This window comes from Mycobacterium sp. 1165196.3, from assembly GCF_001673415.1.
GTDB classification, from domain to species: Bacteria; Actinomycetota; Actinomycetes; order Mycobacteriales; family Mycobacteriaceae; genus Mycobacterium; species Mycobacterium europaeum_A.
On the sequence record NZ_LZLU01000021.1, the window covers coordinates 1 to 14,388 of the forward strand.

The 14,388-nt window shown below is 67.8% G+C and carries 13 protein-coding genes and 2 pseudogenes; 7 read left to right on the forward strand and 8 right to left on the reverse strand.

Features of this window, described 5'->3' with window-relative positions; all coding sequences use genetic code 11:
• Positions 1 to 33 precede the first annotated feature (33 nt).
• Positions 34 to 237: pseudogene (locus tag A5659_RS28370) on the forward strand (malic enzyme-like NAD(P)-binding protein); the annotation flags it as partial.
• A gap of 69 nt (positions 238 to 306) precedes the next feature.
• On the opposite strand, the pseudogene A5659_RS02535 reads toward A5659_RS28370, so the two are convergent.
• Together A5659_RS02535 and A5659_RS02540 are read right to left on the reverse strand one after the other, a co-directional pair.
• Positions 307 to 1,212: pseudogene (locus A5659_RS02535) on the reverse strand (NADP-dependent malic enzyme); the annotation flags it as partial.
• Between the two features lie 84 nt (positions 1,213 to 1,296).
• The gene (locus A5659_RS02540; RefSeq protein WP_067179155.1) at positions 1,297 to 2,286 is read right to left on the reverse strand and encodes a malate dehydrogenase; all 990 of its coding nucleotides are present in this window, start codon (positions 2,284 to 2,286) and stop codon (positions 1,297 to 1,299) included.
• A 191-nt stretch (positions 2,287 to 2,477) separates the two neighbouring features.
• On the opposite strand from A5659_RS02540, the gene corA reads away from it, so the two are divergent.
• Together corA and A5659_RS02550 are read left to right on the forward strand one after the other, a co-directional pair.
• Positions 2,478 to 3,578 carry a magnesium/cobalt transporter CorA gene (gene corA, locus A5659_RS02545; RefSeq protein WP_067179157.1) on the forward strand — a complete coding sequence of 367 codons (1,101 nt, stop codon included), beginning with the start codon at positions 2,478 to 2,480 and terminating at the stop codon, positions 3,576 to 3,578.
• Positions 3,579 to 3,715: 137 nt separating this feature from the next.
• On the forward strand, positions 3,716 to 4,609 hold the full coding sequence (locus A5659_RS02550) for a hypothetical protein (protein WP_066880311.1): 894 nt from the start codon (positions 3,716 to 3,718) through the stop codon (positions 4,607 to 4,609).
• An 82-nt stretch (positions 4,610 to 4,691) separates the two neighbouring features.
• Here the strand turns inward: A5659_RS02550 and A5659_RS02555 are convergent, their stop codons facing one another.
• From A5659_RS02555 to A5659_RS02580, 6 genes are all read right to left on the reverse strand, one after another.
• Complete coding sequence (locus tag A5659_RS02555; RefSeq protein WP_067179159.1) at positions 4,692 to 5,279, reverse strand: suppressor of fused domain protein; 588 nt, start codon at positions 5,277 to 5,279, stop codon at positions 4,692 to 4,694.
• Entirely contained in the window at positions 5,276 to 6,454 is a 1,179-nt protein-coding gene (locus A5659_RS02560; protein WP_067179160.1) for an ABC transporter ATP-binding protein, read from the reverse strand. Before A5659_RS02560 ends, A5659_RS02555 begins: the two co-directional genes overlap by 4 nt.
• Before the next feature lie 4 nt (positions 6,455 to 6,458).
• The gene (locus tag A5659_RS02565) at positions 6,459 to 7,283 is read right to left on the reverse strand and encodes a carbohydrate ABC transporter permease (protein ID WP_197497890.1); all 825 of its coding nucleotides are present in this window, start codon (positions 7,281 to 7,283) and stop codon (positions 6,459 to 6,461) included.
• A gap of 16 nt (positions 7,284 to 7,299) precedes the next feature.
• Positions 7,300 to 8,121, reverse strand: coding sequence for a carbohydrate ABC transporter permease (locus tag A5659_RS02570; protein WP_197497891.1), 822 nt, complete (start codon positions 8,119 to 8,121; stop codon positions 7,300 to 7,302).
• Between the two features lie 110 nt (positions 8,122 to 8,231).
• A complete protein-coding gene (locus A5659_RS02575; protein WP_067179164.1) occupies positions 8,232 to 9,644 on the reverse strand; it encodes an extracellular solute-binding protein in 1,413 nt (470 codons plus the stop codon).
• A 24-nt stretch (positions 9,645 to 9,668) separates the two neighbouring features.
• Entirely contained in the window at positions 9,669 to 10,193 is a 525-nt protein-coding gene (locus A5659_RS02580) for a general stress protein (protein WP_066880302.1), read from the reverse strand.
• 234 nt (positions 10,194 to 10,427) lie between these two features.
• Here A5659_RS02580 and A5659_RS02585 point away from each other — a divergent pair, with 234 nt between their 5' ends.
• The 4 genes from A5659_RS02585 to A5659_RS02600 all read left to right on the forward strand — a co-directional run.
• Complete coding sequence (locus A5659_RS02585; protein ID WP_067179166.1) at positions 10,428 to 11,030, forward strand: DUF4190 domain-containing protein; 603 nt, start codon at positions 10,428 to 10,430, stop codon at positions 11,028 to 11,030.
• 62 nt (positions 11,031 to 11,092) lie between these two features.
• On the forward strand, positions 11,093 to 12,400 hold the full coding sequence (locus A5659_RS02590; RefSeq protein ID WP_066871637.1) for a magnesium transporter MgtE N-terminal domain-containing protein: 1,308 nt from the start codon (positions 11,093 to 11,095) through the stop codon (positions 12,398 to 12,400).
• Entirely contained in the window at positions 12,397 to 12,939 is a 543-nt protein-coding gene (locus A5659_RS02595; protein WP_066871640.1) for a DUF1003 domain-containing protein, read from the forward strand. The genes A5659_RS02590 and A5659_RS02595 overlap by 4 nt, the downstream gene beginning before the upstream one ends.
• Positions 12,940 to 13,046: 107 nt before the next feature.
• Positions 13,047 to 14,388: lytic transglycosylase domain-containing protein (locus tag A5659_RS02600; RefSeq protein WP_231997715.1), on the forward strand; the 1,342-nt coding region annotated here is incomplete at its 3' end.

Genomic DNA, 14,388 nt, shown 5'->3' on the forward strand with positions numbered 1-14,388 from the left:
GGGGGCGTGGTGCCCGAGGAGATGATCGCCACCATGGCGCCGGGCGGGATCGTGTTCGCGCTGTCCAACCCCGACCCCGAGATCCACCCGCAGATCGCGGCCAAGTACGCCTCGGTGGTGGCCACCGGCCGCAGCGATTTCCCGAATCAGATCAACAACGTGCTGGCCTTCCCCGGGGTGTTCCGCGGTGCGCTGGAGGCCGGTGCCCGGCGGATCACCGAAAAGATGATGGTCGCCGCGGCCGAGGCGATCTTCTCCGTCGTCAGCGACGACCTGGCGCTCGACCGCATCGTTCCCAGCCCGCTGGACACGCGGGTCGGGGTTGGACAGCGCGAACACGATCCCGCCCGGCGCCATGGTGGCGATCATCTCCTCGGGCACCACGCCCCCGGACAATCCGAGGAACACGTCGGCGCCCCGGACGGCTTCGGCCAGGCTGCCGGTCAGGCCGGCGGGGTTGGTGCGCTGCGCCAGCGCCACCTTGACGTCGTTCATGTCGTCGCGACCGGTGTGCAGGATGCCGCGCGAGTCGAGCACGGTGATGTCCGAAACACCCATCACCATCAGGAGATTGGTGCACGCGACGCCGGCCGCACCGGCCCCGGAGACCGCCACCTTCAGCGAGGTCATGTCGCGGCCGAGCAGCTTGCTGGCGCCCATCAGCGCGGCCAGCACCACGATCGCGGTGCCGTGCTGGTCGTCGTGCATCACCGGGCAGTCCAGCGCCTCGATGAGGCGACGCTCAATGTCGAAGCAGCGCGGCGCGGAGATGTCCTCGAGGTTGACGGCGCCGAAGGTCGGGCGCAGCCGCACCAGGGTTTCCACGATCTCGTCGGGATCCTTGGTGTCCAGCACGATCGGGATGGCGTTCAGCCCGCCGTACGCCTGGAACAGGGCGCACTTGCCTTCCATCACCGGCAGCGACGCCGCGGGGCCGATGTCACCGAGGCCCAGCACCGCGCTGCCGTCGCTGACCACGGCCACCAGCCGGTTCGCCCACGTGTAGCGGGCCGCCTGAGTGTGGTCGGCGGCGATCGCGCGGCTGACCTGCGCCACACCGGGCGTGTAGGCGATCGAGAGGGCGCGCTGGGTGTCCAGGGGCGACGTCAGGCCTACCGAAAGCTTGCCGCCGACGTGTGCCTCGAAGATCTCCGCATCGGTGATCACGCCCTGCTCGGCATGCGTCTGTATCGATTCAAGCAATTCGGACACGCGCTTCAGGGTACTGACTACCCATTAGTAGGCCTAATTGGTGATGTGGGTCGCAACGTCGGCCCGCCGCGGCCGCGATCGCGGCTAAATCAGCTTGAGCTCGGTGACGGCGCTGCGCTCGTCGACCAGCTCGGCGGTGGTCTTGTCGATGCGGCCGCGGGAGAACTCGTCGATCTCCAGCCCCTGCACAATCGACCAGTTGCCGTCCTTGGTGGTCACCGGGAACGACGACACGATCCCCTCGGGCACGCCGTAGGAGCCGTCGGAGTAGACCGCCATCGAGACCCAGTCCCCTTCCGGGCTGCCCAGCAGCCAGGACCGGGCGGCGTCCACGGTCGCCGAAGCCGCCGAGGCCGCCGAGGAGGCGCCGCGCGCGTCGATGATCGCCGCGCCGCGCTTGGCGACGGTCGGGATGAAGTCGTTCTCGATCCAGTTCTGGTCGTTGACCACCTCGGCCGCGTTCTTGCCACCGACCTCGGCGTGGAAGATGTCGGGATACTGGGTGGCCGAGTGGTTGCCCCAGATGGTCACCTTCTTGATGTCGGTGACCGCGGCGCCGGTCTTCTTGGCCAGCTGCGAGATCGCCCGGTTGTGGTCCAGGCGGGTCAGCGCGGAGAACCGCTCCTTGGGGATGTCGGGGGCGTTGCTCAGCGCGATCAGCGCGTTGGTGTTGGCCGGGTTGCCGGTGACGCCGATGCGGACGTCGTCGGCGGCGACGGAGTTGAGCGCCTTGCCCTGCGCGGTGAAGATCGCGCCGTTGGCCTCCAGCAGGTCGCTGCGCTCCATGCCCGGGCCGCGCGGCCGGGCGCCGACCAGCAGCGCCAGGTTGACGCCGTCGAAGATCTTGTTGGCGTCGGCGCCGATCTCCACGCCGGACAGCAGCGGGAACGCGCAGTCGTCGAGTTCCATCACGACGCCCTCGAGCGCCTTGAGCGCGGGCTCGATCTCCAGGAGCCGCAGCTCGATCGGGCGGTCGGGGCCCAGCAACGAGCCACTCGCCAGGCGGAACAACAGGCTGTAGCCGATCTGGCCGGCGGCGCCGGTGACAGCGACCTTGAGAGGACTTGCGCTCACGTCGATTTACTCCTTGTGGAGAAGTTCGTGCAGATTCGAGGTTTCGGCTCGAAACTAGCGCACTGCGCTCGGCCGCCGATCTCCGGTCCGCTACCAGGGCTTTCCCGACACCTGATCGTCGCGCTTTGAACAGCCGGGACGCGTAGCATGGAGCACCGCCTGATCGGACCTGCGCTTGGTGGGAGGTGGCTGTGTTCCAGGGATTCGACGCATTGCCCGAAGCGCTTCGGCCCCTCGTGCATGAACCGCAACCGAAGGCGGTCCCGGGCCCGAAGCCGCCCACCCAGACGCTGGTCGATTGCGCCGTCTACGCCGACGGCCAGCGATTGCCCGGCAAGCTCGGTTACGCGGACGCACTGGATAAAGTGCGCGAGATCGAAACGCAGGGTCAGGAGGGATTCGTCTGGGTCGGACTGCGCGAGCCCAGCCAGTCCGAGATGCAGGAAGTGGCCGACGTGTTCGGCCTGCACCCGCTGGCGGTGGAAGACGCGGTGTGCGCCCATCAGCGGCCCAAGGTGGAGCGCTACGACGACACCCTGTTCCTGGTCCTCAAGACCGTCAACTACGTCCCCCACGAATCGGTGGTGCTGGCCCGCGAGATCGTCGAGACCGGCGAGATCATGGTTTTCGTCGGGAGGGATTTCGTGGTCACCGTCCGCCACGGCGAGCACGGCGGCCTGTCCGAGGTGCGCAAGCGGATGGATTGCGATCCCGAGCAGATGCGGCTGGGCCCCTACGCGGTGATGCACGCGATCGCCGATCACGTGGTGGACCACTACCTCGAGGTGAGCAGCCTGATGCTGGCCGACATCGACGGCATCGAGGGGCTGGCGTTCGCCCCGGGCAGCAAGATCGACGTCGAGCCGATTTATCTGCTCAAGCGCGAGGTGGTCGAACTGCGCCGGTGCGTCAATCCGCTGTCGGCCGCGTTCCATCGCATCCAGATGGACAACAAGGACGTCATCTCCAAAGAGGTGCGCCGCTATCTGCGCGACGTCGCCGACCACCACTCCGAGGCCGCGGACCAGATCGCCAGCTACGACGACATGCTCAACTCGCTGATCCAGGCGGCGCTGGCCCGCGTCGGGATGCAGCAGAACAACGACATGCGCAAGATGGCGGCCTGGGCCGGCATCTTGGCGGTGCCCACCATGGTCGCCGCCATCTACGGGATGAACTTCCATTTCATGCCGGAACTGAACTGGACGTGGGGCTATCCGGCGATCATGGCCGTGATGGCCGTCGCCTGCGTGGGACTGTATTTCCAGTTCCGGCGCAACAATTGGCTCTAGCGCTTTTCGCCGAGCAGACGCAAAAGCACCCATTTCTTGGGCGTGTCGGGTGTTTTTGCGTCTGGTCGTCACGCATGGATCACAGGTTTGTTCACATCGCCGGAGCAACTGGCTACTTGGATCGCTTGCCTTGGCGCATGTTTACGGCTGTGGACATCGAAAAAGTGCTTTTCGACGGTGGCGGGCTGGCAACTACTTCCCAACTTTTGACCGTGGTCTCGCGCAGGCGTTTGGTCGGACTTGTGAAGTCCGGCAAGCTTATTCGGGTATGCCATGGGGTCTATGCGGCGAGAGAACCCGATGCGGCTGACATGCTGGCCGCTCTCGACCTGGTAGTCGGCCAGCCGGTCGTGGCTTGCCTAGGTACCGCTGCCGGCCTGTACGGCTTCGACACCGAAAGCACCTATCGACTCCATGTCCTTGATCCAGGCGTAAGGATGCGCCCGTCACCTGGGGTTATGGTGCATCAGCGAATCGGTGCGCCGCTGCGGCAAGTCAACGGCCGCCTCGCGACGGCGCCGGCGTGGACCGCAGTCGAAGTAGCCCGAGCACTCCGGCCGCCACGCGCCCTGGCGACGCTTGATGCCGCCCTGCACATCGGCGCTTGTACGGCCGTGGAACTGGCCGCGGCGATTCGCGAGCAGTGGGGACGCCGCGGAATCGTGAAGGTCCGCAAGCTAGTCGAATATGCCGACGGCCGCGCGGAATCACCGATGGAGAGCGAGGCGCGACTCGTATTCATCGCCAGCGGGCTGCCCACACCGGAGCTGCAACACACCATCCTGGACCGCTACGGCAAGCTGTGGCGTGTCGATTTCGCCTGGCCAGATGCGATGGTCGTGGCCGAATACGACAGCGTGGAATGGCACGTCGGCCGCGATGCCCTACTGCACGACCGGCTGAAAACCGCGCGATTGCAGGAGTGTGGATGGACATGTATTCCGATGACAGTTGACGACATCCGAAGGGATCCGGTCGGCCTGGTCGAGCGGATCAACAGTCACCTGAGGACGCCCCGCATAGCGGGCTGAGTCCACGCAGACCGTCGCGAGCAGACGCAAAGGCACCCAATTCTTCGGCGTGTCGGGTGCTTTTGCGTCTGCTCGGCAATAGTCAGTTAGGTTGTGCTGCGGGGCGATTCGGGTCCAGCACATCGACGCCGTCGTTGTCCCACGCCTGCCGCATCGCCTCGGCGCCCTTGAGCCGCACCCAGGCCGCCTCGGTCGCGGTGATGGGCGTCGCCGACAGGAACTGCACGGGGTCACGGGGCGGATCCAGCGTCAGATCGCCAATCTCGCTGCGGCCCAACAGCACCGCGGTAAACGGCACCCGCGCCGACGGGGAGGCCCATAGCGGCGAGCCGAGATCGACCAGCGCGTCCGCGCACAGCACCACACCGTCGACGGCCGGCGCCGCGGCCAGGACTGCCAGGCTGCGCGCGATGCCGGTGATCGGGCCGGGATCGCGCAATTGGAGCACGATTTCGGCGCGCGGACCGCGCAACGGGTCGGCGATGTCCAGCGTCGGTTCGGTCATCGGGTGGCGTGAGCAGCCCAGGGTGACGTAGTGCACCGTCGTGTCCGGCTCGCGGAAACGCAGCACCTCGATGGTCTCGGTGCCCAGAAACGTCACACTCGCCGCGTCGGGCTCGGCGTCGGTGAAGTGTGCCCGCAGATGCGCGCGCAGCTGATCCTGTGTCACGGTGCCCCGGCCGGCGCGATGGTCAGGTTGGCCCCGGTGTCCGCATCGAAGACCGCCAGCTTGGTGGTGTCCATTGCCAATTCGATCGACTGCCCGATGGCCGCCGCGGATTCGGCGGGAACCCTTGCCACGAACTGGGTTTCGTGAGCGTCCGACTCGGCGGCCAGCTCGTCCAGCTGGGCCGAGTGCGCCGCCCACGCCGCGGTGGAGAAGTAGACGTACTTGTCCGCGCCCAGCGACTCCACCAGGTCGACCTTCACCTCGAAGGTCAGCGCCCTGATGCGCTGGTAGCCGTCGATCAACGCGGCGTCGGACAGATGCTCGGGCCGCACGCCGACGATGACGTTCGCGGGCCGCGGATGCTGGGCGAGCACCTCCTGGACCTCCGCTGTCAGCATCACCTCGCCGAACGGCAGTTTGAGCCCGACGGGCGACAGCGTGGCCGGAAAGAAGTTCATCGCCGGTGAACCGATGAAGCCGGCGACGAACAGGTTGGCGGGCTGCTCGTACAGCTCGTCGGGCGTGCCGATCTGTTGCGCGACACCGGAATGCATCACCACCACGCGATCGCCCAGCGTCATGGCCTCGGTCTGGTCGTGGGTGACGTAGACGGTCGTGGTGCCCAGCCGTTTCTGCAACCTGGCGATCTCGCCGCGCATCTGCACCCGCAGTTTCGCGTCCAGGTTCGACAGCGGCTCGTCCATCAGAAACGCCTTGGGATGGCGCACGATGGCGCGGCCCATCGCCACCCGTTGGCGTTGCCCACCCGACAACTGTGAGGGCTTGCGATCCAGAAGTTCGGTCAGATCAAGGGTTTTCGCCGTCTCCTCGACCTTCTGGGCGATCTCGGGCTTCTTCATCTTGGCCAGCGTCAACGGAAAGGCGATGTTCTGCCGCACCGTCATGTGCGGGTACAGCGCGTAGGACTGGAACACCATCGCGATATCGCGGTCTTTGGGCGCCTTCTCGTTCACCCGTTCACCGCCGATGCGCAGCTCGCCGGATGAGATGTCCTCAAGCCCGGCAATCATATTCAAGGTGGTCGTCTTGCCGCAGCCCGAAGGGCCCACCAGGATCAGGAATTCGCCGTCGGCGATGGTCAGGTTCAGGTCGTGCACCGCCGTCGCGCCGTCCGGGTAACTCTTGCTGACATGCTCCAGCACAATCTCGGCCATCGAGTTATCCCTTCACAGCGCCAGAGGTCAGTCCGGCGACGATTCGTCGTTGGAAGATTAGAACAAAAGCGATGATGGGGACGGTGATCACGACGGCGCCCGCCGCGATCGATCCGGTCGGTTCCTCGAACTGCGAACTGCCGCTGAAGTTCACGATCGCCACCGGAGCGGTGATGGCCGCCCTGGTGGCGGTCAGGGTCAACGCCAGCAGCAGATCGTTCCAGGCGAAGATGAACACCAGGATCGCCGCCGTCACCACGCCGGGTGCGGCCAGCGGCACGATCACCTTGCGGAACGCCTGAGCCGGTGTCGCACCGTCCATTTTCGCCGCCTTCTCCAGATCCCAAGGGATCTCCCGGAAGAACGCCGACAGCGTGTAGATCGCGAGCGGCAGCCCGAAGGTGATGTACGGCAGGATCAGGCCCGGCCAGGTGTCGAACAAGCCGACGAAGCGTTCGATGTTGAACAACGGCGTCACCAGCGAGATGGCGGGAAACATGGTGATCAACAGGGTGGCGCCCACCAGCAGTCGCTTGCCCGGAAAGTCCAGCCGGGCAATCGCATACGCCGCCATGGCGCCGAGCACCACGGCGATTGCGGTGGTGATCAGGGCGATCCCCACGGAGTTGATCAGCGCCGAACTGAAGAAGTCACCGCGAAAGATGCCGCGATAGTTGTCCAGCGATATCGACGACGGAATCAGCTTGCCGTCCTTGATCGTCGAGCTCGGCTTCAGCGACAGGCTGAAGATCCACAGCACGGGCAGCAGCGCATACACCCCTACCAGGGTGTCGACGACGGTCCAGAGCGCGGTGCGCCGCGCGCCGATCGACAATCCCGCCCGATCAGCGGCCATCGACATCACCCCCGGGCGCCGCCGCACCGAACACCTTGATGAACACCAACGCGATGACGCCCACGCACAAAAAGATCAGCACGCTGATCGCCGATCCGAGCCCGAGGTTGAAGCCCTTGAACAGGTTGTCGTAGCCCAGCATCGACACCGATCCGGTGTTGTTGGCGCCGTTGGTGATCACGTAGATGTTGTCGAAAATGCGGAACGCGTCCAGGGTCCGGAACAACAGCGCGACCACCACCGCCGGCTTGATGATCGGCAGGGTGACTCGTGTCAGCCGCCGCCACGCGCCGGCGCCGTCGACCTGGGCGGCTTTCAGCAGATCCTCCGGGACCAGCGCCAAACCGGCCAGCAACAGCAACGACATGAAAGGTGTTGTCTTCCATACCTCGGCGACCACGACGATCCCCAGCGACGGAACCTGTTCGGTCAGCGGTGCGCTGCCTTGCGGTAGCAGGTTGGCCAGATAACCGGTGCCCGGCGTCCACGCGTAATACCAGCTGTAGGACGCGACCGCGGTGACGATGCCGTACGGGATCAGGACCGCGGTGCGCACCAGGCCCTTGCCGACCATGGTGCGGTGCATGACCAGCGCGAGCGCCAACCCCAGCACGAATTCGAGGCAGACCGAGACCACCGTGATGCCCAGCGTCACCGCCAGTGCCGTCCACCAATAGCGATCGGTCAGGATGGTCACGTAGTTGTTCAGCCCGACGAACGCCGTGTCGTTGGGGGCGGCAAGGTTGTTGCGCTGCAAGCTCAACCAGACGGCGTAGCCGATCGGATACGCCGTCACCAACAGCATCAGCATCGCCGCGGGGGCGACCAGAAGAAACGCCAACCTCCGTTCCGCCGGCCGGCGGCGCCACCGTGGTAGGACCGATGTCGTTGGCGCGGTGCGGGTTTCGGAGACCGTGGCGGTCACGGCAGCAGCCCCTTCCCGTCGATCGCCTTCTGCACCTGCGTGCTGAGCTCGTCGGCGGTCCGCTCGGGATCGATCTGGTTGATCGGGCTCAGCGTCGCGGCGAGCCGAATAGCCACCCCCTGGTAGACCGGCGTCGCCGGGCGCACCGCGGCATCGGTGAGCTGGCGGCGAATGATGGTGTACATCGGGTATTTCGCCTGAAATTGCGAGTCGGAATACAGCGACGCGCGCACCGGCGGCAGCCCGCCTTCGAGCGAAACATACTTCTGGTGGGCCAGATTGCGCAGGCAGCGGATGGCTTCGAAGGCTTCGGCACGGTGACGCGAGGTGCTGGCCACCGCCAGGTTGGCCCCGCCGATCGTCACCTTGGCCGGGCGGCCGGGCGCCACGCCGGGATACGGGGCGAACCCGAACACTTGTTGGCTGGCCTGGTACGCGATGCGGAACTGCTCGTCATCGGGCACGAAGGCGCCGGTGTCGTTGATGCTGCCGGCCAGCATCGGGTTCCGGTTGAGCGGCAGGAACGGCACCCCGCCCTTCACCGCGTTCTCCAGCATGGACGCCAGCGCGTAGGGCCAGTTGACGGCGAGCGCGGCCCGGCCCTGTTCGACGGCCAGGCGCGCGGTGCTCTCGTCGGTCCGGCTGATCGACGGATCCGCTCCGGGCGCGACGGCCACCGACTTGAGGACGCGCAGCGCGGTCACGGTGGCCGCCCGGTGCGCGGGCGTGTCGGTCAGCGTGACCCGGCGACCGTCCTCGGAGAGCACCTGGCCGCCGCCGCTCGCCAACAGCGTGTTGAACCAGACCACCAGGCCTTCGCCCTCGTTGGCCTGCACGCCGATCCAGCTGGGCTGCCCAGCGGCGTGCAGCAAGGTGGCCTCGGACACCATGCCGTCCCAGGTTCGCGGTGGCTGAGGCACCAGATCTGGCCGGTACCAGAGCAATTCGGTATTGGTGGTGACGGGGGCGCCGTACAGTTTGCCTTGCCAACGCGCCGTCGCCAGCGGACCCGGCAGGGTGTCGACCGTGGCGTCGGACTCGGCGCGTCCCTCGGGATCGTCGGACAGCGGCAGCGCCCAGCCCGCTTCGGCGAACTCGGCGGTCCACACCACGTCCAGCGACATCACGTCCAGCGTGCGGTCGCGACCGGTCAGCCGACGCGCCAGCTGCAGACGCTGTTCGCCGGGGGCCCGGGGCAGACTGATCTGCTGGATGGCGAAGCGACCGTTGAATTGCCTAGTGCAGTCCTGGGCCACCGTCGTGAAGGTCGCCCCGTCGGCGGCCGTGGTGTAGAAGCTGATCACCAAGCCATGGCCACCGGAACCGCAGGCCAATACCGCCGCGGCGATGATCGCCGTCGCCAGCGCGAACGCGCCTACCCGGCGCACGCGCCCGCGACGAATCACCACCAATTCACACCTCTCGGGCGCGGCTCAGATCGCCAAGCGCGCCAACAGATCCCGCGCCTTCTCTGCGTTCTGCGGATCACAGAGCACGTCGTAGCGCCCGGCTACCAGCTGCATGGTCGAACTGAAATCCCTGGTGCCGCGGGCCATCGAATACGGAACGGCGGAGGTGATCAACCCGAAGAACACGCCGGCGACCAGACCCGTGGCCAGCGCTCCCCACGGATTGGGACTGAAGAAGCCCAGCACCAGCCCGATGAACAACCCCAACCATGCCCCACTGAGCACCCCGCCGCCGAGCACCTTCGGCCATGTCAGCCTGCCGGTGACCCGCTCCACCTGCATCAGGTCGACACCGACGATGGTCACCTGCTGCACGGGGAACTGCTGGTCGGACAGGTAGTCCACGGCGCGCTGCGCCTCGGCATAAGTGGGATAGGAGCCCACCGGCCAGCCCCGCGGCGGCGTCGGGAGGCCGGGCGCCCCGCGGCGCCCCGCCGCGCCCGCAGGCGTCGCGCCGGGAACCTGCCCAGGCTGGAAAGGATTAGTCATCGCCGCTCATTGTCCTCCGCCTCGGCCAGGGTTTCATCTCAGGGCTTCTTCACCCTATCGACCTTTGGCCACCTGCGGAGACGCCGTGTCTTCGGCGGCGCCGACGCGACCCAGGCGTCACGCCGGCCCCAGGATTTCGCTCCGGCCCGCCCCGAAACCGGTGCGGCGCCCGCGTACGTCCGGCAGCGATTCGCGGCGGCACTTGGCCTGAGCGCATGGGTTAGGTTGAACACCATGACAGCTCCCGGCGGTGGCTTCGGCGAGGGCGCCCACGACGACGAGGCCGGCTCGGCGCCGGCCGGCGCCGGGCGCCACGAGCAGCCGGACCCGACCGCGCCCTGGGAGCCGCCCGCCGCGCCGCCGCCTCCCGAAGCGGCGCCACCCCCCTATCCGGGGCCGGGCTACCCCCCCGACTATTCGTCCGGGTACGCGCCGTCCTACCCGCCGCCCGTTCCGCCCCCGCCGGGCTACGAGCAACCGCCCGGTTATGCCGGTCCGGCCTATCCGCCCGCGTCCGTGGGCGGCCCGCCCACCTACGGGCCGCCCGCATATCCGGGCGGCTACTACCCGACTCCGGATCACCAGGGAGGCTATGGACCTGCGGCAGCGCAGCCCGGGACGAACCCGCTGGCGATCGCGTCGCTCATCGCCTCCTTCACCGGCCTGCTGTGCTGCGTAGGCTCGATCGTGGCCATGGTGCTGGGCGCGATCGCGCTGGATCAGATCAAGCGGACCCGTCAGGACGGCTTCGGCCTGGCGGTCGCCGGCATCGTCATCGGAATCGCCATGCTCCTCGTCACTTTTGTGGTCGTGCTCTTCGCGATACGCACGCATTAGCGCCAGCGCGCCGGAGCCGGGCTGTCTGCCATCGGACCCGCGGCTGCCTAGGCTCTACTTCCATGGGATCGGTCAATAGGGTGTACGTCGCGCGGCTGTCGCGCATGTTGGTGCTGGGCCCGCTAGGGGAATCCGTCGGCCGGGTGCGCGATGTCGTCATCAGCATCAGCATCGTGCGCCAGCAACCGCGCGTCCTGGGGTTGGTCGTCGACCTGGCCACACGGCGCAGCATCTTCATCCCGATCCTGCGGGTCGCCTCCATTGAGCCCAACGCGGTGACGCTGAGCACCGGCAACGTGTCCTTGCGCCATTTCGAGCAGCGACCCGGCGAGGTGCTGGCGATCGGCCAGGTGCTCGACACCGCCGTCAAGGTCAACGACCCCGAACTGCCCGAGCTGGCGGGGTTGGACGTGGTGGTCACCGATCTGGGCATCGAGCAGACCCGGACCCGGGACTGGATGGTGAGCCGGGTCGCCGTGCGCAGCCAGCGCCGGCTGGGGCGGCGTGGCCCGGTGCACGTCGTCGACTGGCACAACGTGCAGGGCTTGACCCCGTCGGCCCTGGCGTTGCCGGGCCAGGGCGTGGCACAGCTGCTGGATCAGTTCGAGGGCCGCAAACCGGTCGACGTCGCCGATGCCATCCGCGGGCTGCCGGCCAAGCGCCGCTACGAGGTGCTCAAGGCGCTCAACGACGACCGGCTGGCCGACATCCTGCAGGAGCTGCCCGAGGTGGATCAGGCCGACGTGCTGTCGCAGCTGGGCACCGAGCGATCCGCCGACGTGCTCGAGGAGATGGATCCCGACGACGCCGCCGACCTGCTGGGCGTGCTGAATCCGACCGACGCCGAAATGCTGCTGACCCGGATGGATCCCGGGGATTCCGCCACGGTGCGACGGCTGCTCACCCACTCACCCGACACCGCCGGCGGACTGATGACGTCGAACCCGGTGGTGCTGACCCCGGACACCGCGGTCGCCGAGGCGCTGGCCCGCGTCCGCGATCCCGACCTGTCCGCCGCGCTGTCGTCCATGGTGTTCGTGGTGCGTCCGCCCACGGCCACCCCGACCGGGCGCTACCTGGGATGTGTGGCGCTGCAGCGGCTGCTGCGCGAGCCGCCGGCCGAGCTGGTCGGCGGGATCGTCGACAGCGACCTGCTGACGCTGACGCCGGAGACACCGCTGGTCGCGGTGACTCGCTACCTCGCCGCCTACAACCTGGTGTGCGGGCCTGTGGTCGACGACCAGAACCACCTGGTGGGCGCGGTCACCGTCGACGACCTGCTCGATCACCTGCTGCCGCACGACTGGCGGGTGGACATGCAGGACCTCGACACCGCCGGCCGTCTCGAAGGACTGGGAGGATCCGCGTGAGCAAGTCCACGGCTCCGCGGGGGCTCTACACCCCGCGGACATCGCGCAGGTACTCGCCGCGGCTGGATCCCGAAACCGTCGGACAGTTCACCGAGTCGATCGCCCGCTTCTTCGGCACCGGCCGGTATTTGCTGCTGCAGACGATCGTGGTTTTCGTGTGGATCGCGCTGAACCTGTTCGCGGTGGGGCTGCGCTGGGATCCGTACCCGTTCATCCTGTTGAACCTGGCCTTCTCCACCCAGGCGGCCTACGCGGCACCGCTGATCCTGCTGGCCCAGAACCGCCAGGAGAACCGGGACCGCGTGGCGCTCGAGGACGACCGCCGTCGCGCGGCGCAGACCAAGGCCGACACCGAATACCTGGCCCGCGAACTGGCCGCGGTGCGGCTGGCCGTGGGCGAGGTGGTGACGCGCGAATACCTGCGCCACGAGCTCGATGACCTGCGCGAACTGCTGGCAAATCTGCAGCCGGACGCCGCGGATGCCGACCCGGTTCAGGGCGGCGACGGATTGGAGCGAACGGCTAAGAAATCCAGGTGAGAACCGTTTGCACCATTGCGCCACTCGTGTCACAAGAGTTATGTATGGTGATCTGGTTCACCGAGCTAACAGAAAGTGGACCCAGCTCACATAACTAGGACGGTCGAGTGCGCATAGGGGGAAGCCGGGGTGAAAGCCCCGCCGCCGCGACTGTGCGGCAGCGAGCACTTCGGAACACGCGCAAGCCGATTTTCGGCGTGGCAATGATTACTCCATTGGTCTTCGCGGGGGCCGTCAGCGCAACGGCTCCATCGCTTCCCATGCGAATGCCCCCGGTGCATGCCGCGGTCACCCCGGTGGCCGCGGTGTCCCCGACCTTCCCCGACCTCACCGGCCCCGCCGTCGTCTCAATCGACCGCGGCCCCACGCTCTTTCACGTCGCCGAGCCCGCCTTGTCGGCTCCGCCGCCGGCGATGATCGTGAATGCGCCTGGAGCCCTTGGCATTCCGAGCATCGCGCTGGCCGCCTACCGCAGCGCGGAGCAGAAGATGGCCGTCGCCGCCCCGGGCTGTGGCGTCAGCTGGAACCTGTTGGCCGGCATCGGGCGCATCGAGTCGGGACACGCGGGCGGCGGCGCGGTGGACGCCCGCGGCACCGCGATCAGCCCGATCTACGGCCCGTCCTTGGACGGCACGCTGCCCGGCAACGAAACGATCATCCAGAGCAGCGCCGGAAACCGCGTCACCTATGCCCGCGCGATGGGGCCCATGCAGTTCCTGCCGGGCACCTGGGCGCGCTACGCCTCCGACGGCAAGGGCGACGGCGTGGCGGATCCGCAGAACATCTTCGACGCGACGCTGGCGGCCGCCCGATACCTGTGCAGCGGCGGGCTCAACCTGCGTGATCAGTCGCAGGTGTTGACCGCGATCCTGCGCTACAACAACTCGATGCCCTACGCGCAGAACGTGTTGGGCTGGGCGGCGGCCTACGCCACGGGCGTCGTGCCAGTCGACCTGCCGCCGATGACCGGGCCGCCGCCGCCGCTGGGCGACGCACACCTCGAGCACCCCGAAGGGCTCGGGCCCAACCTGCCGATGAACGTCAACGGCCTGCCGCTGGACGACCCGCTGGCCCGTGTCCCGTTGATCGACCTGAGCAGCCCGGCGCTGGGCAGTCCCCAGCCGATGTTCCCGTGGATGACGCCCACGCCTGCGCAGGCGCCGGCCCAGGTTCCCGGGTGCACGGTGATCTGCATCAGCTCGCAGAGCTCACCGGCCGTGGGTCCGCCGCCGCCGTTCGGTGCGCCGCCCCCGCCGTTCGGGGCGCCACAGCCGGTCGCGCCGCCGCAGCCGTTCGCACCCCCGCAGCCGGTCGCCAATCCGCCGTTCGGGGCGCCGCCCCCGGAAGCCGGTCCCCCGCCGGCTTGGGCTTGGGTGCGCCGGGGGCCGCGCCCGACGGGCCGGCGGGCTTGGGCGCCGATGCGGCCTGATGCGGGCCGGCGGCGACGAG

What these genes read in the sequence shown, in the direction of transcription:
- A5659_RS02560 (WP_067179160.1), bottom strand. Translation starts at nt 6,454, where the DNA reads ATGGCCGAGATTGTGCTGGAGCATGTCAGCAAGAGTTACCCGGACGGC.
- A5659_RS02590 (WP_066871637.1), top strand. Translation starts at nt 11,093, where the DNA reads ATGGGATCGGTCAATAGGGTGTACGTCGCGCGGCTGTCGCGCATGTTG.
- A5659_RS02550 (WP_066880311.1), top strand. Translation starts at nt 3,716, where the DNA reads ATGTTTACGGCTGTGGACATCGAAAAAGTGCTTTTCGACGGTGGCGGG.
- A5659_RS02570 (WP_197497891.1), bottom strand. Translation starts at nt 8,121, where the DNA reads ATGCTGATGCTGTTGGTGACGGCGTATCCGATCGGCTACGCCGTCTGG.
- A5659_RS02580 (WP_066880302.1), bottom strand. Translation starts at nt 10,193, where the DNA reads ATGACTAATCCTTTCCAGCCTGGGCAGGTTCCCGGCGCGACGCCTGCG.
- A5659_RS02585 (WP_067179166.1), top strand. Translation starts at nt 10,428, where the DNA reads ATGACAGCTCCCGGCGGTGGCTTCGGCGAGGGCGCCCACGACGACGAG.